Source organism: Klebsiella sp. A52 (assembly GCF_018388785.1).
Classification (GTDB): domain Bacteria; phylum Pseudomonadota; class Gammaproteobacteria; order Enterobacterales; family Enterobacteriaceae; genus Klebsiella; species Klebsiella aerogenes.
Window position 1 is genome coordinate 2,772,635 of sequence record NZ_CP074437.1, and the last position, 24,198, is coordinate 2,796,832.

The following is a 24,198-nucleotide window of genomic DNA, read 5'->3' on the forward strand; positions in this document are numbered from 1 at the left end:
CTGACCCGGCCGACAGCCCGGAGCGCATGACGCGGCCGGGCTTTTTATTGGACAGCTGAAGTGAACACATTAGAACAAACAATCGGCAACACGCCGCTGGTGAAATTACAACGTCTGGGGCCGGACAACGGCAGCGAAATCTGGCTTAAGCTTGAGGGCAATAACCCGGCGGGCTCGGTAAAAGATCGCGCTGCGCTGTCGATGATTGTCGAAGCGGAAAAGCGCGGCGAAATTAAACCAGGCGACGTGCTTATCGAGGCGACCAGCGGTAATACCGGTATCGCGCTGGCGATGATAGCGGCGTTAAAAGGCTATCAGATGAAACTGCTGATGCCGGACAACATGAGCCAGGAGCGCCGTGCCGCGATGCGCGCCTACGGCGCTGAACTCATCCTGGTCACCAAAGAGCAGGGGATGGAAGGCGCTCGCGATCTGGCCGCCGCGATGGCCGAGCGTGGCGAGGGTAAACTATTGGATCAGTTTAACAACCCGGATAACCCTTACGCCCATTACACCACTACCGGCCCGGAGATCTGGCGCCAGACGGACGGGCGTATCACCCACTTTGTTTCCAGCATGGGCACCACCGGTACCATTACCGGCGTATCGCGTTTTCTGCGCGAACAGGCGAAGCCGGTAAGCATCATTGGGCTGCAGCCGGAAGAGGGCAGCAGCATTCCGGGGATCCGCCGCTGGCCGCAGGAATATATGCCGGGTATTTTTAATGCCGCGTTGGTGGATGAGGTGCTGGATATCCACCAGCAGGATGCGGAAAACACGATGCGCCAGCTGGCCGTACAGGAAGGGATCTTCTGTGGCGTCAGTTCCGGCGGCGCGGTTGCCGGGGCGCTGCGTATTGCTCGCGCCAATCCGGGCGCGGTGGTAGTGGCGATCATCTGCGATCGCGGCGATCGCTATCTCTCAACCGGCGTGTTCGGCGAAGAACACTTCAGCCAGGGGGCGGGTATCTAAACGCGCTATCACGGCCCCCCATGCCTGGCATGGGGGGCGGTTAACCTAAAGTGCGTGTTTCGCGACCAGCTTATCCAGAAACGCCCATAGCTTTTGATTCATCTCGCGATAATCCCATTGCCTCATTTCATCTTCGCTGCGAATAAAGCGCCTGCCTTTTGCGGCGGTAAGTTCAGGTTGCGAGTGCGTAATTAATAACTCGATGACCTCCACGTCAAACTCCATATGGCACTGAAAACCGTAGACCCGATCGCTATATTTGACGATTTGCCGCGGGCACCCTTCGCTGGAGGCCAGGACTTCCGCCGCAGGCGTCAGGCCCGGCATATCGTTGTGCCAGTGGCCGACTACCACCGATGGTCCGAAATGGGCGATGTTGTCATCCTGCAGTCCGGCGGTGGTCAGGATGATAGGATAGTGGCCAATCTCTTTTTCCGGGCTTTGCATCACCGGCGCCCCCAGCGCTTCGCCGATCAGCTGCGACCCGAGGCAAATCCCGACCACGATACGCCCGGCGGCAATCGCCTGGGCAATCAGGTTTTTCTCAGCATGGGCATCAAACCATGGGCACTCGGCAAGCGTGGTGCGTGGCGACTGCGGGCCGCCAAGTACCACCAGCATATCAAAACCTTCGGCATTCGCCGGCAGCGGATCCCCGACATAAACCCGCGACCAGCTGGCCTGATAGCCGCGGGCGTTAACCCAGCGCAGATAGGCGCCAGGCGCTTCAAAAACTTCATGGACGATAAAGTGGATCCGCATTACAACTCCCGTGTTTAACAAGGTAAGACCAGCGATAAATCGTGTGCAAGTTGTTCAATTTGCGCCTCGGTTAAAGCGCCCAGCGACAGGCGCAGGCCGTGCGACGGTGTTTTCACGCCAAAGGCCTCACCTTCACGCACCAGCCAACCGGCACGCGCCAGACGCAGCGCCAGCGGCTGGCTGACGGCTGAAAGCGGCAGCCAGAAATTAAGACCATCGCCAGGCGGAAAATCGCCAACGCCGTGGCGGGCCAACGCGGCGGCGAGCCGCTGATTTTGCTGCTGATAGTGGCGCTGGCTCGCAGTCAGAGAAGCGGCAAAAGCGCTATCATTCAGGCAGGCGAACGCCAGCTCTTGCAGCAAATGGCTGACCCACTGGCTACCGGCGTTCAGGCGCAGGCGCAGCGCCGCTGAGGTGGTCGGATCGCTGGCGACTATCGCCAGGCGCAAATCCGGGCCCAGGGTTTTGGACATTGAGCGCACCAGCGCCCAACGCTGAATGCCTTCAGCTAGCGGATTGTGCCAGCGTGTCGCTGAGAGCAGGGCGAAGTGATCGTCAACGATCGCCAGCGTCTGCGGATAGCGGGCGAGCACGGTGCGAATCGCTTCCGCGCGCTCCGGCGTCAAACTGCAGCCGGTCGGGTTGTGGGCGCGTGGAGTCAGTATTACCGCGCGGGCGCCGTTGCGCAGCGTTTCTTCAAGCCGCTCTGGGTTCATGCCTTCACCGTCGACGGCGACCGGGTTGGGCTGGAAACCGGCGTAACGCAGCATATTGATGCTGCTCAGAAAGCAGGGGTCTTCTACCGCGACGCTGTCGCCGGGGAGCAGCAGTGCGCAGAGCAGGCGTTCAAGGGCGTCAATTGCGCCGCTGGTCAAGTTGACGTCAAATTCGTGGCCAATATCGCGACTGACCCACTCCCGCGCCCAGTCAGCCAGACGCGGCTCAACGGCGGCATCGCCATATAAGTGCGGGGTCCGCGACAGCTTGGGAAGAAAACGGCCAATATCCGGCAGACGTCGCGGATCCGGATTGCCGCCGGAAATATCAATCAGCGATGTCGTCGGATCGCCGCCCTCGACCGCATTAAGCGTATTAAGCGCCTTAATGGCCGTGCCGTTGCGCCCCTGGCTGACGGCGAGCCCTGAGGTCACCAGCCGCTTGTAGGCCGCCGCCACCGTATTGCGGTTGACTGCCAGTTCGCCTGCCAGCTCGCGCACCGGCGGCAGCGCCTCTCCGGGTTGCAACGCGCCGCTCTGCACCAGATGACGGATGTTATCGAAAATCTCGTTTGCGGTTTTTCCGGTGAACATTATTGACCTATGACAAAATGAATTTTAGCATAGGACGAATGATAATCAGAGTATGACCCGCTGTCCAGCGGGGGGAGAAAGGATGAGTCAGCAAGACGAAATACAGTCCGTGCTCTTTAACGACCAAAGCCGGGCGCTGGAGGTTGATATCGTGGCGGTGCAATCGCAGGTAGTCTATGGCAGCGTCGGTAACAGTATCGCGGTACCGGCAATCAAGCAGCATGAATTGCGGGTGATGGCGGTGCCGACGGTGTTATTCAGCAATACCCCACATTACGATACTTTCTACGGTGGGGTGATCCCGGAAGAGTGGTTTAGCGGCTATCTGCGGGCGCTGGAGGAGCGTGATGCGCTTCGCGAGCTGCGGGCGGTGACCACCGGGTATATGGGCAGCGCCGGGCAAATTGCGCTGCTGGCGCAGTGGCTGCAGCGGATCCGTGTGCACCATCCCGACCTCTGTATTCTGGTTGACCCGGTGATTGGCGATGTAGATAGCGGCATCTACGTAAAAGCGGAGATCCCTGAGGCTTATCGCCGCCACCTGTTGCCTCTGGCGCGGGGTATCACGCCAAATCTTTTTGAGCTCGAAACCCTCAGCGGCATGCCGTGCCACAACCAGCAGGAAGCGGTGATCGCCGCGCGTAGTCTGCTTTCCGATACCCTAAAGTGGGTGGTGATTACCAGCGCGCCTGGGCTGGATGCTTCGACTATTAACGTGCTGGTGGTCACCGACGACGCGGTCGAAGTGGTCGTCCATCCTCGCGTCGAAACCGACCTCAAAGGTACCGGCGACCTGTTCTGCGCCGAGCTCATCAGCAACCTGGTGCGCGACATGCCGTTGGGCGACGCTACGCGCGCCGCCGCTCAGCGCGTGCTGGCGGTAATGACCTGGACCGAGAGTCAGGGCTGCGATGAACTCATTTTACCGCCGTCGGGAGCGCAATAACGATGCATAGCTATCGGTTAGTGGTACGCAGGGAGGGGAGAACCGTTGGCCATTTTGAGACGACGGGGATGAACGCGCTGGAAGATGCCTGTAGGGCGAGAACGATGTTTGAAAACGAGAGCGGCTGCCAGTGCGAGCTATGGGTCGCGGATAGCGAACGGCGGATTCTGGAAAGTAGCCCGCAGGGGATGAAAATCCTGGCGAGTGAAAAGTGCTACCGGCCGGCATAAAAAAATGGCGCCTGAAGGCGCCATTTTCTCGGCAAGCAAGAATTACTTCTTGATGCGGATAACCGGAGTTTCACCAACGGTGACGCTACCGGACAGTTTGATCAGCTCTTTGATCTCGTCCATGTTGGAGATAACAACCGGAGTCAGGGTAGACTTGGCTTTTTCTTCCAGCAGCGGCAGATCGAATTCGATAACCGGGTCGCCGACTTTCACGCGCTGACCTTCTTCAGCGATGCGCTTGAAGCCTTCGCCTTTCAGTTCAACGGTATCGATACCGAAGTGAACAAACAGCTCAATGCCGCTATCGGATTCAATAGAGAAAGCATGGTTGGTTTCAAAAATTTTACCGATGGTACCCTCTACCGGCGCAACCATTTTGTTGCCAGTAGGTTTGATGGCAATGCCATCACCCACAATTTTCTCCGCAAAAACCACATCCGGCACGTCTTCGATGTTGACGATCTCGCCAGAGAGCGGAGCAACAATCTCAATAGTTCCGGTGTCTTTTTTGTCATCAGAAACCAGAGATTTCAGTTTATCGAACAAACCCATGATCTTCTCCTAAGCAGTAATTTGGGCCGCGCATCTCGTGGATTAGCAGATTGTTTTTTCTTCAATGAACTTGTTAACCAGCGTCATTAACTCGTCCGTCGTCGGTTGAGCAAGAGCCTGCTCTGCTAATACTTTTGCATCTTCGAAGTTCGTGTTACGAATAATCTTCTTGATGCGCGGGATGGAAATGGCGCTCATAGAGAATTCGTCCAGCCCCATACCCAGCAACAGAAGTGTAGCACGTTCATCGCCTGCAAGCTCACCACACATACCCGTCCATTTGCCTTCTGCATGAGAAGCATCAATAACTTGCTTGATCAGAGTCAGCACAGACGGTGACATCGGCTGGTAAAGATGCGAGATCATATCATTACCACGGTCAACTGCCAGAGTATATTGCGTTAAATCATTGGTTCCGATACTAAAGAAATCAACTTCTTTGGCTAAATGACGAGCAATGGTCGCGGCTGCAGGGGTTTCCACCATCACGCCGATTTCAATCGATTCGTCAAAAGCTTTACCTTCGTCACGCAGTTCCTGTTTGTAGATCTCAATCTCTTTCTTCAGTGCGCGCACTTCTTCAACAGAGATGATCATCGGGAACATGATGCGCAGCTTACCGAAAGCGGAGGCACGCAGGATAGCGCGAACCTGGTCGCGGAGGATCTCTTTACGATCCATCGCGATACGCACGGCGCGCCAGCCGAGGAACGGGTTCTCTTCTTTCGGGAAGTTCATGTACGGCAGCTCTTTATCGCCGCCGATGTCCATGGTGCGAACGATAACGGCCTGTGAGCCGCACGCTTCAGCCACCGCTTTATAAGCTGCAAACTGTTCTTCTTCAGTCGGCAGAGAATCGCGGTCCATGAACAGGAATTCAGTACGGTACAGGCCAACGCCTTCCGCGCCGTTGCGCTCAGCGCCATCGACGTCGCGAACGGTACCGATGTTGGCGCAAACTTCAACCTGATGACCGTCGAGAGTGATGGCCGGCAGATCTTTCAGTTTCGCCAGTTCAGCTTTTTCTTCAGCAACCTGCGCCTGCAGCGCACGCAGCTCTTCGATTTTTTCGTTGCTTGGGTTAACCAGAACCTGGTTGTTAACCGCATCGAGAATCAGATAGTCGCCGTTTTTCACCTGGGAGGTGACGCTTCCGGTACCGACGATTGCCGGCAGCTCAAGGGAGCGCGCCATGATAGAGGTGTGGGAAGTACGGCCGCCCGCGTCGGTGATGAAACCCAGCACCTTGTTCAGGTTCAGCTGTGCGGTTTCCGACGGGGTGAGATCGGCGGCAACGAGGATAACTTCATCCGCGATAGCGCTCAGATCGATGATTGCCAGGCCCAGAATGTTGCGCAGCAGACGTTTACCGATGTCGCGTACGTCAGCGGCACGCTCTTTCAGGTATTCGTCATCCAGCTCTTCCAGTGCAGTTGCCTGACCTTCGATAACTTCATTGGCTGCCGCATCGGCAGTCATGTGCTTATCTTTAATCAGGGCTATGATTTCCTGCTCAAGCTCCTCATCTTCCAGCAGCATAATATGCCCTTCGAAGATGGCTTCTTTTTCTTCACCGAAAGTTTCACCAGCTTTGGTTTTGATGACCTCCAGCTGGGCGGAGGCCTTGGTGCGGCCGTTCAGGAAACGTTCAACTTCCTGATCAACCTTATCGGCAGAAATTTTCTTCCGGTCGATGACAATTTCGTCTTCTTTCAGCAGGAGAGCCTTGCCGAAAGCGATACCCGGGGATGCTAAAATGCCTGAAATCATAACCCTACCTTACTTGTGACTGATATTAAAAAGAACCCGTGAACTTACTCGAGTTCAGCCATCAGTTTAACCAGATGCTCAACTGCTTTTTGCTCATCTTCGCCTTCAGCGGAGATGGTCACAACGGTACCCTGAGTCAGGCCCAGAGTTTGCAGTTTGAACAGGCTTTTTGCGCTGGCGCTTTTGCCGTTGGAGGTTACAGTGATCTCAGAAGTGAAGCCTTTCGCTTCTTTAACAAACTGAGCAGCAGGGCGGGTGTGCAGACCGTTCGGAGCGGTAATGGTAACTTCTTGCTGGAACATTATATTTCCCCAACTTATAGGTTTAGTGTTGTGGACCTAAAGTCTAGCCTAACGACCAAACTTTAGCCTGTATTGTTAGCGCCGGCGTTACGTGTGTGGCTAAGGCGTCAGCAGCGGAACCGCTGAGAGGACCTTAAGTCCGTTGACGTCTAGCACTTCATTAAACATTATGCCGCGAAAGGAAGACTTGAACCAAATCATAAAATCGATTCAGCCTGCGGAAATCCAAATCTGAATAATTTCGCGCTTCAAAATAAATGTGCTGGTTAAATACCAGACCCTACGAGGTGAATCAATGCCAGGAGGGGTAAAACTTTGACGTATGCCACAAAAAAGCACCCGAAAAGGTGCTTTTTTACACGGTTTTTACAAACTGGCACTACTGTTGCAATTCTTTCTCGGTGAAGAGATCTGCGAACAGCGCCGTGCTTAAATAACGCTCACCAGAAGACGGTAGGATAACCACAATATTCTTATTGGTAAAGGCTTCATCTTCCTGCAGCTTTAACGCCGCGGCGACAGCCGCGCCGGAAGAGATACCGGCCAGAATACCTTCTTCTTCCATCAGGCGACGAGCAGTGGAGATGGCTTCTTCGTTGGTGATGGCGACCACTTTATCGACCAGTTTCAGGTCGAGGTTGCCCGGGATAAAGCCGGCGCCGATGCCCTGAATTTTGTGCGGGCCAGGTTTCAGCTCTTCGCCAGCCAGCGCCTGGGTGATAACCGGCGAGTCGGTTGGCTCAACGGCGACGGTGATCAGATCTTTTTTGCCTTTCGTGCCTTTAATATAACGAGAGACACCGGTCAGGGTACCGCCGGTACCTACGCCGGAGATAAAGACGTCAACCTGGCCGTCGGTGTCTTCCCAGATTTCCGGGCCGGTGGTCTTTTCGTGAATTTCCGGGTTCGCCGGGTTACTGAACTGCTGCAGCAGCAGATATTTTTCCGGGTCGCTGGCAACAATCTCTTCCGCCTTCTGGATGGCGCCTTTCATGCCTTTCGCGCCTTCGGTCAGCACCAGGTTAGCGCCCAGCGCTTTCAGCAGCTTGCGGCGTTCCACGCTCATGGTTTCCGGCATGGTCAGCGTGAGTTTGTAGCCGCGAGCGGCGGCGACGTAGGCGAGGGCGATACCGGTGTTGCCGCTGGTTGGTTCAACCAGTTCCACACCCGGTTTCAGTACGCCGCGCTTTTCAGCATCCCAAATCATATTGGCGCCGATACGGCATTTAACGCTAAAGCTCGGGTTACGAGATTCTACCTTGGCCAGGATTCGGCCATTACCGATGCGGTTCAGTCGTACCAGCGGCGTATGACCGATAGTCAGGGAGTTGTCTTCAAAAATCTTACTCATGGCCCGTCCTTAACTGTATGAAATTTGGGGGTACGGCTTCAGCATACCCGCTTAAACAATATCCGGAAGTAAGGATTTAGCATATCTATATGCTGAAGGGAAATAATGATGAGCAAGAAGGAATAAGACGGAAATAAGGGGCGGCGTGTACCGCCCTGAAAGAGACAGCTCAGATCGCTATTTCCACATGGCGTGCTTATCGCGGTAGCAATCCACCCACATCGCCGTCGCGCCGCAGATAGCGACTGGCAGAATGACCAGGTTGAGAACCGGGATCATGGTGAACAGGCTGGTCAGCGCGCCAAACTGCATGTTAATGACCTTCCGCGAGCGCAGCGCCTCGCGCATGGTTTTAAACGGCACTTTATGGTTATCGAACGGATAGTCGCAGTACTGAATGGCCAGCATCCAGGCGCTAAAAAGGAACCACAGTACCGGCGCGACGGTTTGGCCAATGCCGGGGATAAAGTACAGCAGCAACAGAACGATGGCGCGCGGCAGGTACCAGGCAAACTTTTGCCATTCGCGTTTCATAATGCGCGGGAGATCTTTCATGATGCCGAATACGCCAACATCCGGCGGCGTGGCGCCGGTCAGTCGCGCTTCGAGCTGTTCCGCCAGCAGACCGCTAAACGGCGCGGCAATCCAGTTGGCGATGGTCGAAAAGAAGTAACCAAATACCAACAAAATAGAGATAACCGCCACCGGCCATAGCAGGTAGTTTAACCACTGAAGCCATTCAGGCACATGGCTCATTAATGAAGGGATCCAGCTATCGAGGCGGGTAAACAGCCACCAGAACGCGCCGCCCATCAGAATGACGTTAACTAATAAAGGCAGGAACACGAAACGTCGGATCCCTGGCAGCCTGATGAGTTTCCAGCCTTGTGAAAAATAGTAGACGCCGCTACGTGGGGTAGTTGCGGATGATGAAACCATAGTCAGGCGATGCTCCTTTTTTAACATTCAGTGTGAATGCCCGCTTATTTTATCGGGTTGCCAGACAATAACCAGTTAGGAAATGTTCGAAAAAACAGCAAAAAGCACGATTTAGTTCATCTTTATGGGGTGAAAGGGGCAGACGCACTTGCACTTGATGTAATCGGCAAATACTCTTAGTGAGTAAATGTTTGCCGTGGTGGCAAGGTGTTAGAACAACAGAGAATATAATGATGCAGGATTTGCGTCTGATATTAATCATTGTTGGCGCGATCGCCATAATCGCTTTACTGGTACATGGTTTCTGGACCAGCCGTAAAGAGCGTTCCTCGATGTTCCGCGATCGCCCACTGAAACGTATGAAGTCTCGCGACGATGAAACATCGGAAGGCGATGACTTTGATGACGATGTTGAAGGCGTAGGTGAAGTTCGCGTTCACCGGGTTAATCACGCCCCGAACGGCGCATATGGGGAGCAAGAAGCACCTCGTCAGGCGCCGCAACACCAGTATCAGCCTCCGTACGAGCGTCAGGTGCAGCAGCCTGTGCGTCAGGACGAGCCGGTGCATCAGGCGCCGCCGCACGCGCCGCGTCCGCAGCAGCCTGTTGCTCCGCAGCCGCACGTTCAGCCGCCGCAGCACGTTGCCCCTGCGCAGCCGGTCCATCAGCCGCAGCCGACCCAGCCTCAGCCGGTACCGCCGCAATACCAGCAGCCGGTGCAGCCTGCGCCGCAGCAGCCTGTAGCGCAACAGCCGGCGCCAGTCCAACAACCTGTTGCTCAACAACCTGCGCCGGTTCAACAGCCTGCCGCGCCGCAGCCGCAACAGGCGCCTGAAGCGCCAGCCGCTGAACCTCAGCAGCCCGCCGCCGCGCCGCAGCCGAAAGAGCGCAAAGAGACGGTCATCGTGATGAACGTCGCCGCGCATCACGGTTCGCAGCTTAACGGTGAACTGCTGATCAACAGCATCCAGCAGGCCGGCTTTAAGTTTGGCGATATGAATATTTTCCATCGTCATTTAAGCCCGGACGGTAGCGGACAGGTATTGTTTAGCCTGGCGAACATGGTTAAACCTGGCACCTTCAATCCGGATGCGATGGTGGATATGACCACGCCAGGCGTGACTATCTTTATGCAGGTGCCGTCGTTTGGCGACGAGCTGCAAAACTTTAAACTGATGCTGCAATCGGCGCAGTACATCGCCGATGAAGTTGGCGGCGTGGTGCTTGACGACCAGCGTCGGATGATGACGCCGCAGAAACTGCGCGAGTACCAGGATCGTATTCGCGAAGTAAAAGAGGCTAACGCCTGATCTACGCGCTAGCGTGTCGTCTGCTTAATCTGAACCCCCGCCCGTCGGGGGTTTTTTATCATTGATGGTGCGATATGGAACCAATCGAACAAAAACTGACTGAACTGCGAACTACCCTTCGCCATCATGAATATCTGTATCATGTTATGGACACTCCGGAGATTCCCGATGCGGAATATGACCGGCTGATGCGTGAACTGCGCGAACTCGAAGCGCAACATCCTGAACTGATAACCCCCGACTCGCCGACCCAGCGCGTGGGCGCGGCGCCATTGGCCTCTTTCAGCCAGATTCGCCATGAAGTGCCAATGCTGTCGCTGGATAACGTCTTTGATGAAGAGAGTTTCCTCGCCTTTAACAAACGCGTGCAGGATCGTTTAAGCGATACCGCGGACCTGACCTGGTGCTGTGAGCTCAAGCTCGATGGCCTCGCGGTCAGTATCCTGTATGAAAACGGCGTGCTGATGCAGGCGGCGACCCGTGGCGATGGCACTACCGGCGAGGATATCACCTCCAACGTGCGAACCATTCGCGCTATTCCGCTGAAGCTACGCGGCGACAATATTCCGGCGCGTCTGGAAGTACGCGGGGAAGTGTTCCTGCCGCAGGCCGGATTTGAAAAAATTAATGAAGAAGCGCGCCGCACCGGCGGCAAAGTGTTTGCTAACCCGCGCAATGCCGCCGCGGGCTCGTTGCGCCAGTTGGATCCGCGTATTACCGCGAAGCGACCGCTTACTTTCTTCTGCTACGGCGTTGGCGTGCTGGAAGGCGGCGAACTGCCGGCCAGCCACTCTGCGCGTTTGCAGCAGTTTAAGCAGTGGGGATTGCCGGTGAGCGACCGCGTGAAGCTGTGTCATTCTCCAGAGGAAGTGCTTACTTACTATCGCCAGGTTGAGGAAGACCGTCCGCATCTTGGTTTTGATATTGACGGCGTGGTGATAAAAGTTGATTCGCTGGCGTTGCAGGAGCAGCTCGGTTTCGTTGCCCGCGCTCCGCGCTGGGCGGTGGCCTTTAAATTCCCGGCCCAGGAGCAGATGACTTTCGTCAACGATGTGGAATTCCAGGTTGGCCGTACCGGAGCGATTACGCCGGTTGCGCGCCTGGAACCGGTGCACGTGGCCGGGGTGCTGGTCAGTAACGCCACGCTGCATAACGCCGACGAAATCGAACGTTTAGGCTTGCGCATTGGCGATAAAGTGGTAATTCGCCGTGCCGGTGACGTGATCCCGCAGGTCGTCAACGTAGTGCTTTCCGAACGCCCGGAGCATACGCGTGAAATCATCTTCCCAACCCATTGCCCGGTCTGTCATTCCGATGTTGAACGCGTAGAAGGGGAAGCGGTGGCGCGCTGTACCGGCGGGCTTATCTGCGGGGCGCAGCGTAAAGAAGCGCTGAAGCACTTTGTCTCCCGACGGGCGCTGGATGTCGACGGTATGGGCGATAAAATCATCGATCAGCTGGTTGAGAAAGAGTACGTGCATACGCCAGCCGATCTGTTCCGCCTCAGCGCCGGTAAGCTAACCGGGCTGGATCGCATGGGGCCGAAGTCGGCGCAAAACGTGGTCAACGCGCTGGAAAAAGCAAAAGAGACGACCTTCGCCCGCTTCCTGTACGCGTTAGGTATCCGTGAGGTTGGCGAAGCGACTGCCGCGGGACTGGCGGCGCATTTTGGCACGATTGAAGCGCTGGAACAGGCTTCAATTGAGGAACTACAGAAGGTGCCTGACGTCGGGATTGTCGTCGCCACGCATACTTTTAACTTCTTCGCCGAAGAGAGCAACCGCGAGGTTATCGCGCAACTGCGCGCGGAAGGTGTCCGCTGGCCGGCGCCGGTGGTGGTGAAGGCGGAAGAAATTGACAGTCCGTTTGCCGGTAAAACAGTGGTATTAACCGGTAGCCTGAGCCAGCTGTCGCGCGATGATGCCAAAGCGCGGCTGGTCGCGCTGGGGGCGAAAGTCGCCGGCAGCGTGTCGAAGAAAACCGATTTGGTGATTGCCGGCGAAGCGGCGGGCTCTAAGCTTGCGAAGGCGCAGGAGTTAGGCATAAAGGTTATCGATGAAGCCGAAATGATGCGCCTGCTGGGAGAGTAACGTGGATAAAGCGCAGCTCATCGAGATTGCTAATACCGAGATGCCGTTTGGCAAATATAAGGGGCGCCGCTTGATCGACGTCCCGGAAGAGTATTTGCTGTGGTTTGCCCGTAAGGATCAATTCCCTGCCGGGCATCTCGGCGAGCTGATGGCGTTGACCTTATTGATCAAGACCGAGGGGCTGACGCAACTGGTTCGGCCCCTGAAACAACCGCGTTAACCTGCCGTGGCGCGGGGTTTCTCCTGCGCCTGTTGGGCGTCTGTCTGCGCTTTATAGCGACGAGCCAGTACGGCGCAGACCATCAGTTGGATCTGATGGAAGATCATTAGCGGCAGCACCATTATTCCCAGAATCGACGCCGGGAACAGGATATTCGCCATCGGTATCCCGTTCGCCAGGCTCTTTTTCGAGCCGCAGAAGACGATGGTAATTTCATCCGGCTTGCTAAAGCCGCAGCGGCGGGCGACAAAGATATTGATCGCGATGACAATAGCCAACAGCACCAGGCTGACAACGACGATAAACAGCAGCGATCCCACGCCCACTTTATGCCAGATTCCATTGACGACGGCTTCGCTAAAGGCGGAGTAGACCACCAGCAGGATTGAGGTCTGGTCGGTTTTGCCAATCCATTTTTTATGTTTCGCCACCCAACTACCGATCCACGGGCGCGACAGGTGGCCGAGTACAAACGGCAGCAGCAGCTGCAGCATAATCTTACCGACCTGTTCCAGATCGCCGCCAGCGCCATGCAAATGCATCAGCAGTCCTACCAGCAATGGCGAGACAAAAATACCGAGCAGACTTGACGCTGAAGCGGAACAGACCGCCGCGGCGACGTTACCGCCGGCGAGCGAAGTAAAGGCAATTGCTGACTGTACGGTCGCCGGTAAGATACAAAGGTAAATAAAACCGCTATAAAGCATCGGGTCGACCTTAATCGGCGCCCACCACGCAAACAGAACCCCCAGAACCGGAAAAACAATAAAGGTGCTGCACATCACCCACAGGTGTAAACGCCAGTGGCTGCCGCCGGCGATAATCGCTTCACGCGACAGCTTGGCGCCATGCATAAAGAATAATAGCGCGATAGCGGCGGTGGTGAGGTGCTCGACGAAAGGGACGAATTCGCCGCGCGCCGGAAAGAACGAGGCCAGCAGAACCACGGTAATCAATGTCAGTGTAAATGGATCAAGAATGCGGAAAAGTTTCATAAACGCTCCTGAAATTCGATGCCGCTATTGTGCTTTCTTTGTTTTGAGAAATAAAATTGATTTATTGCATCTATTCATGAATAAAAAAGATGAATTACTCGCTACGTCAGTTAAGGGTCTTTATCACCGTTGCCAGGGCGCGCAGTTTTAGCCGTGCCGGGGAGATTATTGGTCTCAGCCAGTCGGCAGTAAGCCATAGTGTTAAGGAGCTGGAGCACCAGACCGGCGTACGTTTGCTCGACAGAACAACGCGTGAAGTGGTGCTCACCGAGGCAGGCCATCAGCTGGCGGGCAGGCTTGAGCGTTTGCTTGATGAACTCCATGTGACCCTACGTGAAGCGGGGCGGGTAGGGCAGCAGTTGACGGGGACCGTGCGCGTCGCCGCCAGCCAGACTATCTCGGCGCATCTAATCCCGCAATGCATCGCACATAGCAATCGCCGCTATCCGGATATTGATTTCGTACTGCATGACAGGCCGCAGCAGTGGGTGCTGGAAAGTATCCGTCAGGGCGAGGTTGATTTTGGTATCGTTATCGATCCGGGGACGGCGGCAGATCTGCAGTGCGAGTCCGTGTTGGCGGAACCTTTTCTGTTGTTATGCCGTGAGGATCACCGCTTTTCCCGGCAGTCATCGGTCAACTGGCAGGAGCTGCAGGGGGAGAGGCTGGTATTGCAGGACTATGCTTCCGGCAGTCGGCCGCTGATTGATGCCGCGCTGGCGCGTTTCGCCATCAAAGCCGATATCGTACAGGAGATTGGTCATCCGGCGACGCTGTTCCCGATGGTGGAATCGGGGATTGGTATTAGCGTGCTGCCGGCGCTGGCTTTACCCTTGCCGCAGGGCAGCCGTTTGCAGGTAAAAAGATTAACCCCGGTTGTGGAGCGCCAATTGATGCTGGCGCAGCGAAAAAATCGCTCGCTGTCGACCGCGGCGCAGGCGCTATGGGAGATCGTACGCGAAGAGGGCGCAAACCTTACATCAGCCAGGGTCGAGGACCCGCTGTATCAGCGCTAAGCGTCATTCTTAACGCTGGTGGGGAACGCTACTTTTTATACTGCACAATCGTAGATATTTCCTTTTCTCATGCCTGGTGAAAACCCTAATTTAGTCTGTTCAGAAATCAACAGCCCCAATTTGAATCATTGTTTAAATACACTACGTTCGATCAACTTGTTTACACTATACAGAGAATAGAGCGGAGCGTGTCATTGTCGGGCTGCCGAGCTGTTGAATTTTCCAGACGCTATTTGAGAATGGTAAAAATGGAATTATCAGTCCCTTTTATGCTCGTTATTATTTCCATTGCTTCGCTGCTTGCTCAGTGGTTGGCGTGGCGATTACGTATACCTTCTATCCTGCCGCTGCTGCTCATCGGCGTACTACTTGGCCCCGGGGTGCATTTATTGCAACCGGATATATTATTTGGTCCTCTACTTTTCCCACTGGTATCGCTGTCGGTGGCCATCATTCTGTTTGAAGGGGCCCTAACGCTACGCTTTGACGAGATTCGCGGCTTGGGTGGTATTGTGCGCAATTTGGTCACAATTGGAATGTTGATTACCTTCGCCGTTATCTCACTAACCTGCTGGGGGATTTTAGGCCTCACGCCGCAGATTTCAGCGCTGATCGGGGCGGTCACGGTGGTTACAGGGCCGACAGTGATTTCTCCACTCATGCGAGTGGTTCGCCCAACAGCCTCTATTAATCAGGTACTGCGCTGGGAAGGGATCGTCATTGATCCGGTGGGAGCGATTTTTACACTATTAGTATTTGAGTTTATTACTTTGCAGGAGCAAACGGGCACATGGCTTCATTTGCTGATCATGCTTACAAAAACGGTCGTTATAGGGCTGGTGAGCGGGGCGGTATTTGGCGTGTTCTTAGGGAATGCGCTCAGGCGTGGTTGGATCCCGGGTTATCTGCAAAACTTCGCTGTTTTATCCTTCGTTCTATTGACGTTTGGCGTGTCCAATACGCTGGCTGATGAATCTGGTCTGCTTGCGGTAACGGTTCTGGGGATCTGGCTGGCTAATATGCGAGAGGTTGAGACCTCGGATATCGTTGAATTTAAAGAAGAGCTATCCGCCATCTTACTTTCAGCGCTATTTATCATCCTGGCGGCCCGTCTTGATATCCATGCACTCTGGGCGATGGGCTGGCCGCTGCTGATATTGATGCTGATCGTCCAGTTTGTGGCCCGTCCACTATGCATTCTTGTCTCGACATGGCGTTCCAGCTTGCATTGGCGTGACAGGCTGATGTTATGTTGGATCGCCCCGCGCGGAATCGTTGCTGCCGCCGTCAGTTCCCTGTTTGCTTTGACGCTGCAAAAAAAAGGCTATGAGAACGCGGATCAGCTGGTAACCGTCGTTTTCGCAATCATTATAGGTACGGTAGTTTTGCAAAGCCTTACCAGCAGTCAATTGGCGCGCTGGCTTGGCGTGCAGCAACGTAGGCCTCGAGGAGTGCTGATTGTCGGGGCGAATACGGTCGCCAGAACCCTGGCCCAGGCGCTCAGAAAACTCGATATTCCGGTTCAGCTGAGCGATAACAGCTGGGAATACTACCGGCTGGCAAGAATGGAAGGGTTACCAACATATTATGGCAATGTCTGGTCTGAACATGCGGAAAACTACCTGAATCTGAGTGAGATTCGTCAGGTGATCGCCTTGTCGCCTAATCGTCACCAGAATGCGCTGACCGCCCTGCATTTTCAGCATATATTTGGTAATAATCGCGTCTTCTCAATCCGTACGGGGCCTGTGACCAAAGGACGTAGTGAGAAAGAAACGCGTCACGAACAGCTTTTCGATACTGAAATGACCTGGGCACGGCTTAGTAGCTTGATAGCGAAAGGCGCAGTCATGAAAGTCACTCGCCTGAATAACAATTTTGGCTGGCCGGAGTATCTCAGCACCAACCCCGGTGCAACACCGCTGTTTGCGCAAAGAGAGGATGGCAATCTGATAGCGATTAATAATGGAATCATGCCGCCGCCACCCTGTACCGTCGTGGCGATTATCGAACCTGGAGTGGAAAGTGAAAAAACTCCGTCAGAAGCGTATTGATAGCCTGTTCTTCATTGTTGGCTGTCGTTGCAGGCCGTTCCGCTATCTGGCGTTCTGCGCATAGCAAAAAGGCGCCTTTAGGGCGCCTTTTTACATTGGTGGGTCGTGCAGGATTCGAACCTGCGACCAATTGATTAAAAGTCAACTGCTCTACCAACTGAGCTAACGACCCGAAGTGGTGGGTGATGACGGGATCGAACCGCCGACCCCCTCCTTGTAAGGGAGGTGCTCTCCCAGCTGAGCTAATCACCCACTTCGGTACTTCACATTTTGACAGAAAATCCAGCTGGCGAGAAAGTGGTGGGTGATGACGGGATCGAACCGCCGACCCCCTCCTTGTAAGGGAGGTGCTCTCCCAGCTGAGCTAATCACCCACTTCTCAATTTTCTGTTCTACACGGCGGAGACTACGTAAAGTAGTTGGTGGGTGATGACGGGATCGAACCGCCGACCCCCTCCTTGTAAGGGAGGTGCTCTCCCAGCTGAGCTAATCACCCCCGCTGTGTGGAGTCGCATTATAGGGAGAGTTGAAATTGAGTCAACGCCTTTTCTAAATAATTTGTTTGTTCGTCGTAAAATTAAACAAAGCGATCGCAAAATCAGCTTCGGCGTATGATTTATAAACAAAAATGGTAAAGCGTGATGTTGAAGCGGGATCTACATTGAGGAATCAGCCTGTGGTGTTAGAATATTCCCCTATCAATTCCAAGAACACTGCCGGCTATCGGCATCTTTATTAAACGTAAGGCCATTTCATGAAAATCAAAACTCGCTTCGCGCCAAGCCCAACAGGCTATCTGCACGTTGGCGGTGCGCGTACTGCTCTCTATTCCTGGCTTTTTGCACGTAACCACGGCGGTGAGTTTGTGCTGCGTATTGAAGACACCGATCTCGAACGCTCCACCCCGGAAGCAATTGAAGCCATCATGGATGGGATGAACTGGCTGAATCTGGAATGGGACGAAGGCCCGTATTTCCAGACTAAACGTTTCGATCGCTATAACGCGGTTATTGATGAAATGCTGGAAGCAGGCACAGCTTATAAATGCTACTGCTCGAAAGAACGTCTGGACGCGCTGCGCGAAGAACAGATGGCGAACGGTGAAAAACCGCGCTACGACGGTCGCTGCCGCCATGATCATCAGCATCACGCCGCCGATGAGCCTTGCGTCGTGCGTTTTGCTAATCCGCAGGAAGGTTCGGTTATCTTTGACGATCAAATCCGCGGGCCGATCGAATTCAGCAATCAGGAGCTGGACGATCTGATCATTCGCCGTACCGACGGCTCTCCGACCTACAACTTCTGCGTCGTGGTGGATGACTGGGATATGGCGATCACCCACGTGATCCGCGGCGAAGACCACATCAACAATACCCCGCGTCAGATCAACATTCTTAAAGCGCTGAATGCGCCGGTACCGGTGTATGCGCACGTATCGATGATCAACGGCGATGACGGTAAAAAACTCTCCAAGCGCCACGGCGCGGTGAGCGTGATGCAGTACCGCGACGACGGCTACCTGCCGGAAGCGCTGCTGAACTATCTGGTGCGCCTGGGTTGGTCCCATGGCGATCAGGAGATCTTCACTCGCGAAGAGATGATCGAGTTCTTCTCGCTGGGCGCGGTGAGCAAGTCCGCCAGTGCGTTCAACACCGATAAACTGCTGTGGTTAAACCATCACTACATCAACACGCTGCCGGCGGAATATGTGGCGACGCATCTGCAGTGGCACATTGAGCAGGAAAATATCGATACCCGTAACGGCCCTCAGTTGTCCGAGCTGGTTAAGCTGCTGGGCGAGCGTTGCAAAACGCTGAAAGAGATTGCCCAGAGCTGCCGCTACTTCTATGAAGAGTTCGCCGAGTTCGACGCCGATGCGGCGAAGAAACACCTGCGTCCGGTGGCGCGTCAGCCGCTGGAAGTGGTTCGCGATAAGCTGGCGGCCATTAGCGACTGGACGGCGGAAAATGTCCACCATGCGATTCAGGCGACCGCCGATGAGCTGGAAGTGGGCATGGGGAAAGTAGGCATGCCGCTGCGCGTGGCCGTGACCGGCGCGGGTCAATCTCCGGCGCTGGACGTCACCGTTCATGCTATCGGTAAATCCCGTAGCGTTGAACGTATCAACAAAGCGCTGGCGTTTATCGCCGAACGCGAAAGCCAGCAGTCCTGAGGCCGAGCGTAAGCTAAAGCAAGCGGCAGGTTAATCCTGCCGTTTTTTTTCGCCGCTATTTTTTGACGGGGCTAATACCTAACCGCGCCAGGAAGCCACTAATGCCATCGCGGGCAAGAAGATCGCGCAGGTGAGTTTGTTCCGCGGCGGTCATCAGCTGCAGCGTATCGGCGATTTGCCGCCATACCGCATCCGCTTCATTGATAAAGTAGCCGCCGGGCTGTTCGGCGAGCTGGTACTCTTCATTCAGATGGCGAAATGCCGGAATATTGGTCAGAAAATCAATCACTGTCCTATCGATGACAATCAAACGCGCACGCCCGCCTTTGACGCCGGGAATCGCTTCGGTTCGCCACTTTTGTTCTCGCGCCCAACGGTTGACCGTTTGTCTGGCCAGACCCAGAACTTCGGCAAGCTCTGCAGGCGTCATTTTTTCTTTTAGTTTCATCATTCTTATTTTACTGGCCGCGTATTCCAAGACGGTTTAACAACCCGGTAATGCCTTCGCGCAGCAGCAGCGACATTAGCTGCTTCTGTTCGCGATGAGTCATCTCTTTGCAGAGCGTAAGCAATAAGGGTTCGAGATCGGTCTCGGCGACCGAATAGGGAGAGGGCGTTTCCGCTACGCGTTGGGCATTGCGGATAAACTCCCGTACCTGCTCGTTAACGTGTACGAGACGCGCTTTGCCTCCCTGTACGCCAGGCCGCGGAGAAGTTTGCCACCCCTCTTTACGAACCCATTTATTTATCGTCTGTCGGCTGAAGCCAGTTAGATGCGCAATTTCTTCCGGAGTCATTCGTTCCTTGAGCATACTATTTCCTGAGTAAATATGTGGGAATTAGTGCTTCATGTTATAGCATCCTTTTACAGGAAATAGTGACATGTTTAACGCCTGCCTGCGATAAGGCTCGCATTGTCAGCTATTTGCCTGCTTTTTCAGCGATTGAATCAGGAGGGGTAATTTTGCCGTTGACACCTGGCGAAGGAATTCATATTATGCCGCCCGTCAACACGACACGCTTTACGTTACGGGGCTATAGCTCAGCTGGGAGAGCGCTTGCATGGCATGCAAGAGGTCAGCGGTTCGATCCCGCTTAGCTCCACCAAATTCTGCACCCAGCGGATTTGGTTCGTAAAGAGGTCCTGTGGGGCTATAGCTCAGCTGGGAGAGCGCTTGCATGGCATGCAAGAGGTCAGCGGTTCGATCCCGCTTAGCTCCACCAAAATTCGAACCCTCGCTACGGCGGGGGTTTTTGCTTTAGCGTCCTCAATGTAAATGATTTTCAGCTTACGTCAGCGTGTATCGAGCAAATAAAAACCAACGTAATTTAGGAATTTTTCTCGGTTTATTTTCTTGCCTGCCATTATTAACCAACATACTATTTTCTGATTGCCTATAATTTTTAGCCGCAGAGGTGTTGATTAACAATAATGACTGACATATTTAACATCAAAGTTAAAAAAACTCTGCTGGCGTTAATTGTTTGTTTGATTTTTATTCCGCTTTCTCGATTAATTTCTCCGCAAACCCTTATCGACGGAAAACAAATTTATCTGGCATGGCTGCCATTAAGCGTCATGTACGCAACCATTTGTATTTTTGGTCGTTATGCTGTTGCTCCCTTGATTGTTGCGTTTGCAATTACTAATACATTTATAATAGAACTAACCTATACGCAGGCCGCTATCCTGTTATTCTGTCAATTATTTTCCGTCTTTTTCACCTTCGCAATCATGCGTTCGTTGTCGGGAAAAAAATGGCGTAGCGGAAGGCCGGCCAAGCGCCATATTGGTCGCCGCATCTTCTGGGGCGGCTTCTTTGCTCCCATCCTGCTCAAGCTGACGATGTATCTGGCGGGGCGCTTCTTCGCCTTCCCGCTTGCCGTCTCCAGCTACTTCAGTACCGCGTCAATCATCTATTCCGTTATTGATATCCAGGCGTTGATATGCGCCGCCTTAATCTTTACGACCGCTTTCTATTATCCGATGAGAATGATAGTTAGCCCACGTTATCGGCGGGTGTTTTGGCTGCGTCATTGTCAACCGTGGCTGGTGAAAGAAAAAAGAACCTTTACCTTGTACTGGTTTATGGCATTAATCACAATCATGCTGGTGCTTTGTGCGCCTTTTGATTCCGATTTAATTGCCGGATATCTGGTGCCAATTATTTTTATTCTCTACTTCGTTGGTATTGGGCGTCTGGGGCATGAGTTAATTCGCATTACGTGGGCTATTTCGGCATTCTTTTTAGTCGCCTATAACAAAAATTTTCTGCAGGGTGTTCAGTCGGGGTACTCCTTGTCATTTGTCCTGTCGGTGTTAATTTCATTCACGATTTGTTTGTTTTACATGACAGATATTTATTCGCGTAGTGACAGAATTAAACAACGCTGGCGCGATCGAGCTGAAGAAGATCCGTTAACCGGGTTACCCAATTTGCGGGCGCTGGAAGGACATTTGCGCCAGTCGCCGCGGGTTGTTATTAGCAGTCTGCGCATCGAAAACCTGGACTTCCTTAGCCGCCATTACGGCATGATGATGCGCGTAGAGTGCAAGCGGCAAATAGCCCGCCGTCTGCAGCCGCTACTGGACCACCGCGATAAAATTTATCAGCTCCCGGGTAGCGAGTTATTGCTGGTGATTGAGGGGCCGGAACCGGCTGCGCGGCTAAATCACATCGTCGCGATGCTTAACCACGCTAAATTTAACTGGCATAACCAGGTTCTGGATTTAGAGTTTGGCGCGGCGTGGGGGAGTTACAGCGGCATTGAGACCGAATTACACCCTATGCTCGGCCAGCTTAGTTGGTTATCGGAGCAGGCTGGCGCCGTGCAGCGGGTGCTGGCGTTAGATACCGCGCAGGAGGAGGTTTCCGACCAAACAACCGAACAGGTGCGGATGCTGACGAAAATAAAACAAGCGCTGAACGAGCGTAATCTTCTGCTGTACGCGCAGCCGATTCAGAATGCGGAGGGGGAGGGCTATTACGAAATCCTCACCCGTATGCGCTGCGGCGAGACGATTATCACGCCGGATCGGTTTATTCCACTTATTGCACAGTTTAACCTCAGTCAGCGCTTCGATATGCTGGTGCTGGAAACGTTGTTCAGCCAGCTTGATCAACATCCCGGCCGACGCTTCTCCGTCAATTTGCTGCCGTATACGCTGATGCAAAAGGATAGCGCCGCGCAGATTATCGCGCTGTTTAAGCGTTATCGCGTTTCGCCTGCTTATATCACGATTGAGATAACTGAAGAGCAGGCGTTCTCGAATGCGGATACCAGCATGCATAATATTCAGCTGCTGAGTGAGTTCGGTTGCGCTATCGCCATTGATGACTTCGGTACCGGCTACGCCAACTATGAGCGTCTGAAGAGCCTGCAGGCGGATATCGTAAAAATTGACGGCTGCTTCGTGCACGAAATCGAGAGCGACCAGCTTGATGCGATTATCGTGAAATCCATTATCGAAATCGCGCGGGCGAAACAGTTAACGGTCGTCGCAGAGTACGTAGAGACTCAGGCGCAAAAGGCGATGCTGTTGGCGCTGGGCGTCGATTATTTGCAGGGCTACCTGATTGGCAAACCGCAGCCGTTAAGCGAATTGAAGGCGTAAAAAAGCCGGGCGATACTGCAGCCCGGCTTGTTATTTTATTAACGTCTGTTTGTGATTACAGTACCAGCGCAGCGATAGAGGCTGACAACACGCTGACCAGCGTGGAACCGTAAACCAGTTTCAGACCAAAGCGAGAAACCACGTTACCTTGCTCTTCATTCAGGCCTTTAATCGCCCCGGCGATGATGCCGATAGAAGAGAAGTTGGCGAAGGAGACCAGGAAGATGGAGATGATACCTTCCGCACGCGGGGAGAGCGTCGCTGCCACTTTCTGCAGATCCATCATCGCCACGAATTCGTTAGACACCAGTTTGGTCGCCATGATACTGCCTACCTGCAGCGCTTCGCTCGCCGGCACACCCATCACCCACGCAACCGGGTAGAAGATGTAGCCGAGGATCCCCTGGAAGGAGATGCTGTAGCCAAACCAGCCGGTGACGGTGGCGAACAGGGCGTTGAGCGCGGAAATCAGCGCGATAAAGCCGATCAGCATCGCCGCAACGATAATCGCTACTTTAAAGCCTGCCAGAATGTATTCGCCCAGCATTTCGAAGAAGCTCTGACCTTCGTGCAGATTGGACATCTGCAGGTTTTCTTCGCTCTGCTCAACGCGATACGGGTTAATCAGCGACAGAACAATAAAGGTGCTGAACATGTTGAGCACCAGCGCGGCAACCACATACTTCGGCTGCAGCATAGTCATATAGGCGCCGACGATGGACATCGAAACGGTAGACATCGCGGTTGCCGCCATGGTGTACATACGGTTGCGCGACATTTTGCCGAGAATATCTTTATAGGCGATGAAGTTTTCCGACTGGCCGAGGATCAGCGAGCTAACGGCGTTGAAAGATTCCAGTTTACCCATGCCGTTAACTTTCGACAGCACGGTACCGATCGCGCGGATGACAATCGGCAGAATGCGAATATGCTGTAAAATACCAATCAGCGCGGAAATAAAGACGATTGGGCACAAAACCTTCAGGAAGAAGAAGGCCAGACCTTTATCGTTCATGTTACCGAATACGAAGTTGGTGCCTTCGTTGGCGAAACCGAGAAGTTTCTCGAACATCTCAGAAAAGCCTTTCACGAAACCCAGACCGACATCGGAGTTCAGGAAGAACCAGGCCAGCAAAACTTCAATAACAAGTAATTGAATAACATAACGAATGCGGATCTGCTTACGGTTGTGACTGACCAGCAAGGCCAGTATAGCCACCACAACGATCGCGAGGACAAAATGCAAGACGCGGTCCATATTTGCTCCAAATATGAGGCAGGTTAAATTTCCGTGCACATTCTATGCAACAAGCCTAAATAAAACGAGATCGAATCCACACTATTGCAAGGATATGTGACCAATAACAAAAATAGTGATCAATCGTACATTTTTGTTATGTTATGCAAAGGTATTAAAAGTTGCATTAATGTACTAATCTGATGAAAGGCGCGTTGTCGACAGCTTCACGCCCGTTTCGTTATTTGGCCTGCTATCGTTCCCTCCTATCAAAGCAATCATTATCACCTTTCTAAATGAACTTGATAATCATTCGCATTTTGATAGCATTAAACATAGCAAAGGCTATATTT

General features: G+C 53.7%; 21 protein-coding genes and 6 tRNA genes. 12 read left to right on the forward strand and 15 right to left on the reverse strand.

Annotation, left to right across the window (positions count from 1 at the left end):
* Positions 1 to 60 precede the first annotated feature (60 nt).
* The gene (gene cysM / locus KGA69_RS13155) at positions 61 to 972 is read left to right on the forward strand and encodes a cysteine synthase CysM (RefSeq protein WP_045392607.1); all 912 of its coding nucleotides are present in this window, start codon (positions 61 to 63) and stop codon (positions 970 to 972) included.
* 45 nt (positions 973 to 1,017) lie between these two features.
* On the opposite strand, the gene KGA69_RS13160 is transcribed toward cysM, so the two are convergent.
* Both KGA69_RS13160 and ptsJ read right to left on the reverse strand, forming a co-directional pair.
* Entirely contained in the window at positions 1,018 to 1,734 is a 717-nt protein-coding gene (locus KGA69_RS13160) for a type 1 glutamine amidotransferase (RefSeq protein WP_045392604.1), read from the reverse strand.
* Positions 1,735 to 1,748: 14 nt separating this feature from the next.
* Positions 1,749 to 3,044, reverse strand: coding sequence for a MocR-like B6 salvage transcription factor PtsJ (gene ptsJ, locus KGA69_RS13165; protein WP_213292379.1), 1,296 nt, complete (start codon positions 3,042 to 3,044; stop codon positions 1,749 to 1,751).
* Positions 3,045 to 3,126: 82 nt separating this feature from the next.
* Between ptsJ and pdxK the strand changes: the two genes are divergently transcribed.
* Complete coding sequence (pdxK, locus tag KGA69_RS13170; protein ID WP_213292380.1) at positions 3,127 to 3,990, forward strand: pyridoxine/pyridoxal/pyridoxamine kinase; 864 nt, start codon at positions 3,127 to 3,129, stop codon at positions 3,988 to 3,990.
* 2 nt (positions 3,991 to 3,992) lie between these two features.
* Positions 3,993 to 4,220, forward strand: coding sequence for a hypothetical protein (locus tag KGA69_RS13175; RefSeq protein ID WP_045392593.1), 228 nt, complete (start codon positions 3,993 to 3,995; stop codon positions 4,218 to 4,220).
* A gap of 42 nt (positions 4,221 to 4,262) precedes the next feature.
* Here the strand turns inward: KGA69_RS13175 and crr are convergent, their stop codons facing one another.
* The 5 genes from crr to cysZ all read right to left on the reverse strand — a co-directional run bounded on the left by crr (position 4,263) and on the right by cysZ (position 9,134).
* Complete coding sequence (gene crr, locus KGA69_RS13180) at positions 4,263 to 4,772, reverse strand: PTS glucose transporter subunit IIA (protein ID WP_015365497.1); 510 nt, start codon at positions 4,770 to 4,772, stop codon at positions 4,263 to 4,265.
* Positions 4,773 to 4,814: 42 nt separating this feature from the next.
* The gene (gene ptsI, locus KGA69_RS13185; protein ID WP_015365498.1) at positions 4,815 to 6,542 is read right to left on the reverse strand and encodes a phosphoenolpyruvate-protein phosphotransferase PtsI; all 1,728 of its coding nucleotides are present in this window, start codon (positions 6,540 to 6,542) and stop codon (positions 4,815 to 4,817) included.
* Between the two features lie 44 nt (positions 6,543 to 6,586).
* Positions 6,587 to 6,844 carry a phosphocarrier protein Hpr gene (ptsH, locus tag KGA69_RS13190; RefSeq protein ID WP_000487600.1) on the reverse strand — a complete coding sequence of 86 codons (258 nt, stop codon included), beginning with the start codon at positions 6,842 to 6,844 and terminating at the stop codon, positions 6,587 to 6,589.
* Positions 6,845 to 7,223: 379 nt separating this feature from the next.
* Positions 7,224 to 8,195 (reverse strand): cysteine synthase A, encoded by a 972-nt coding sequence (gene cysK, locus KGA69_RS13195; protein ID WP_045362238.1) that lies wholly within the window; start codon positions 8,193 to 8,195, stop codon positions 7,224 to 7,226.
* A gap of 177 nt (positions 8,196 to 8,372) precedes the next feature.
* A complete protein-coding gene (gene cysZ / locus KGA69_RS13200; protein WP_045392589.1) occupies positions 8,373 to 9,134 on the reverse strand; it encodes a sulfate transporter CysZ in 762 nt (253 codons plus the stop codon).
* 230 nt (positions 9,135 to 9,364) lie between these two features.
* Here cysZ and zipA point away from each other — a divergent pair, with 230 nt between their 5' ends.
* The 3 genes from zipA (at position 9,365) to KGA69_RS13215 (ending at position 12,754) form a co-directional block, all read left to right on the forward strand.
* The gene (zipA, locus tag KGA69_RS13205) at positions 9,365 to 10,444 is read left to right on the forward strand and encodes a cell division protein ZipA (protein ID WP_045392587.1); all 1,080 of its coding nucleotides are present in this window, start codon (positions 9,365 to 9,367) and stop codon (positions 10,442 to 10,444) included.
* A 74-nt stretch (positions 10,445 to 10,518) separates the two neighbouring features.
* Complete coding sequence (ligA, locus tag KGA69_RS13210) at positions 10,519 to 12,534, forward strand: NAD-dependent DNA ligase LigA (RefSeq protein WP_213292381.1); 2,016 nt, start codon at positions 10,519 to 10,521, stop codon at positions 12,532 to 12,534.
* 1 nt (position 12,535) lies between these two features.
* On the forward strand, positions 12,536 to 12,754 hold the full coding sequence (locus KGA69_RS13215; protein ID WP_213292382.1) for a DUF3820 family protein: 219 nt from the start codon (positions 12,536 to 12,538) through the stop codon (positions 12,752 to 12,754).
* On the opposite strand, the gene KGA69_RS13220 is transcribed toward KGA69_RS13215, so the two are convergent.
* Positions 12,751 to 13,749: a bile acid:sodium symporter family protein gene (locus KGA69_RS13220; RefSeq protein ID WP_213292383.1), complete on the reverse strand. Its 999-nt coding sequence runs from the start codon at positions 13,747 to 13,749 to the stop codon at positions 12,751 to 12,753. The two genes, KGA69_RS13215 and KGA69_RS13220, sit on opposite strands and share 4 nt — an antisense overlap.
* 89 nt (positions 13,750 to 13,838) lie before the next feature.
* Here KGA69_RS13220 and KGA69_RS13225 point away from each other — a divergent pair, with 89 nt between their 5' ends.
* Complete coding sequence (locus tag KGA69_RS13225; protein ID WP_045392579.1) at positions 13,839 to 14,765, forward strand: LysR family transcriptional regulator; 927 nt, start codon at positions 13,839 to 13,841, stop codon at positions 14,763 to 14,765.
* 248 nt (positions 14,766 to 15,013) lie between these two features.
* Positions 15,014 to 16,819, forward strand: coding sequence for a cation:proton antiporter (locus KGA69_RS13230; protein WP_047078073.1), 1,806 nt, complete (start codon positions 15,014 to 15,016; stop codon positions 16,817 to 16,819).
* Positions 16,820 to 16,915: 96 nt separating this feature from the next.
* Here KGA69_RS13230 and KGA69_RS13235 read toward each other — a convergent pair.
* The 4 genes from KGA69_RS13235 to KGA69_RS13250 form a co-directional block, all read right to left on the reverse strand.
* Positions 16,916 to 16,991, reverse strand: a tRNA-Lys gene (locus KGA69_RS13235).
* Positions 16,992 to 16,995: 4 nt separating this feature from the next.
* Positions 16,996 to 17,071: transfer RNA gene (locus KGA69_RS13240), tRNA-Val, on the reverse strand.
* Positions 17,072 to 17,117: 46 nt separating this feature from the next.
* Positions 17,118 to 17,193, reverse strand: a tRNA-Val gene (locus tag KGA69_RS13245).
* Between the two features lie 46 nt (positions 17,194 to 17,239).
* Positions 17,240 to 17,315, reverse strand: a tRNA-Val gene (locus KGA69_RS13250).
* A 258-nt stretch (positions 17,316 to 17,573) separates the two neighbouring features.
* Here KGA69_RS13250 and gltX point away from each other — a divergent pair.
* Positions 17,574 to 18,992, forward strand: a complete 1,419-nt coding sequence (gene gltX, locus KGA69_RS13255) for a glutamate--tRNA ligase (protein WP_020078209.1) — start codon at positions 17,574 to 17,576, stop codon at positions 18,990 to 18,992.
* 55 nt (positions 18,993 to 19,047) lie between these two features.
* On the opposite strand, the gene KGA69_RS13260 is transcribed toward gltX, so the two are convergent.
* Together KGA69_RS13260 and KGA69_RS13265 are read right to left on the reverse strand one after the other, a co-directional pair.
* Positions 19,048 to 19,443 carry a YfeC-like transcriptional regulator gene (locus tag KGA69_RS13260; RefSeq protein WP_045391585.1) on the reverse strand — a complete coding sequence of 132 codons (396 nt, stop codon included), beginning with the start codon at positions 19,441 to 19,443 and terminating at the stop codon, positions 19,048 to 19,050.
* 7 nt (positions 19,444 to 19,450) lie between these two features.
* Positions 19,451 to 19,804, reverse strand: a complete 354-nt coding sequence (locus KGA69_RS13265) for a YfeC-like transcriptional regulator (protein ID WP_013878158.1) — start codon at positions 19,802 to 19,804, stop codon at positions 19,451 to 19,453.
* Positions 19,805 to 20,023: 219 nt separating this feature from the next.
* Between KGA69_RS13265 and KGA69_RS13270 the strand changes: the two genes are divergently transcribed.
* The 3 genes from KGA69_RS13270 (at position 20,024) to KGA69_RS13280 (ending at position 22,608) form a co-directional block, all read left to right on the forward strand.
* A tRNA-Ala gene (locus KGA69_RS13270) sits at positions 20,024 to 20,099 on the forward strand.
* Between the two features lie 41 nt (positions 20,100 to 20,140).
* Positions 20,141 to 20,216, forward strand: a tRNA-Ala gene (locus KGA69_RS13275).
* A gap of 208 nt (positions 20,217 to 20,424) precedes the next feature.
* Positions 20,425 to 22,608 carry an EAL domain-containing protein gene (locus KGA69_RS13280; protein ID WP_049059496.1) on the forward strand — a complete coding sequence of 728 codons (2,184 nt, stop codon included), beginning with the start codon at positions 20,425 to 20,427 and terminating at the stop codon, positions 22,606 to 22,608.
* Between the two features lie 55 nt (positions 22,609 to 22,663).
* Here the strand turns inward: KGA69_RS13280 and nupC are convergent, their stop codons facing one another.
* Entirely contained in the window at positions 22,664 to 23,866 is a 1,203-nt protein-coding gene (gene nupC, locus KGA69_RS13285) for a nucleoside permease NupC (RefSeq protein WP_013878156.1), read from the reverse strand.
* Between the last annotated feature and the right edge of the window lie 332 nt (positions 23,867 to 24,198).

Bases quoted from the DNA above. Each gene is read 5' to 3' on its own strand.
- KGA69_RS13160 (WP_045392604.1), bottom strand. From the start codon at position 1,734: ATGCGGATCCACTTTATCGTCCATGAAGTTTTTGAAGCGCCTGGCGCC.
- ptsJ (WP_213292379.1), bottom strand. From the start codon at position 3,044: ATGTTCACCGGAAAAACCGCAAACGAGATTTTCGATAACATCCGTCAT.
- pdxK (WP_213292380.1), top strand. From the start codon at position 3,127: ATGAGTCAGCAAGACGAAATACAGTCCGTGCTCTTTAACGACCAAAGC.
- KGA69_RS13175 (WP_045392593.1), top strand. From the start codon at position 3,993: ATGCATAGCTATCGGTTAGTGGTACGCAGGGAGGGGAGAACCGTTGGC.
- crr (WP_015365497.1), bottom strand. From the start codon at position 4,772: ATGGGTTTGTTCGATAAACTGAAATCTCTGGTTTCTGATGACAAAAAA.
- ptsI (WP_015365498.1), bottom strand. From the start codon at position 6,542: ATGATTTCAGGCATTTTAGCATCCCCGGGTATCGCTTTCGGCAAGGCT.
- ptsH (WP_000487600.1), bottom strand. From the start codon at position 6,844: ATGTTCCAGCAAGAAGTTACCATTACCGCTCCGAACGGTCTGCACACC.
- cysK (WP_045362238.1), bottom strand. From the start codon at position 8,195: ATGAGTAAGATTTTTGAAGACAACTCCCTGACTATCGGTCATACGCCG.
- cysZ (WP_045392589.1), bottom strand. From the start codon at position 9,134: ATGGTTTCATCATCCGCAACTACCCCACGTAGCGGCGTCTACTATTTT.
- zipA (WP_045392587.1), top strand. From the start codon at position 9,365: ATGATGCAGGATTTGCGTCTGATATTAATCATTGTTGGCGCGATCGCC.
- ligA (WP_213292381.1), top strand. From the start codon at position 10,519: ATGGAACCAATCGAACAAAAACTGACTGAACTGCGAACTACCCTTCGC.
- KGA69_RS13220 (WP_213292383.1), bottom strand. From the start codon at position 13,749: ATGAAACTTTTCCGCATTCTTGATCCATTTACACTGACATTGATTACC.
- KGA69_RS13225 (WP_045392579.1), top strand. From the start codon at position 13,839: ATGAATTACTCGCTACGTCAGTTAAGGGTCTTTATCACCGTTGCCAGG.
- KGA69_RS13230 (WP_047078073.1), top strand. From the start codon at position 15,014: ATGGAATTATCAGTCCCTTTTATGCTCGTTATTATTTCCATTGCTTCG.
- gltX (WP_020078209.1), top strand. From the start codon at position 17,574: ATGAAAATCAAAACTCGCTTCGCGCCAAGCCCAACAGGCTATCTGCAC.
- KGA69_RS13260 (WP_045391585.1), bottom strand. From the start codon at position 19,443: ATGATGAAACTAAAAGAAAAAATGACGCCTGCAGAGCTTGCCGAAGTT.
- KGA69_RS13265 (WP_013878158.1), bottom strand. From the start codon at position 19,804: ATGCTCAAGGAACGAATGACTCCGGAAGAAATTGCGCATCTAACTGGC.
- KGA69_RS13280 (WP_049059496.1), top strand. From the start codon at position 20,425: ATGACTGACATATTTAACATCAAAGTTAAAAAAACTCTGCTGGCGTTA.
- nupC (WP_013878156.1), bottom strand. From the start codon at position 23,866: ATGGACCGCGTCTTGCATTTTGTCCTCGCGATCGTTGTGGTGGCTATA.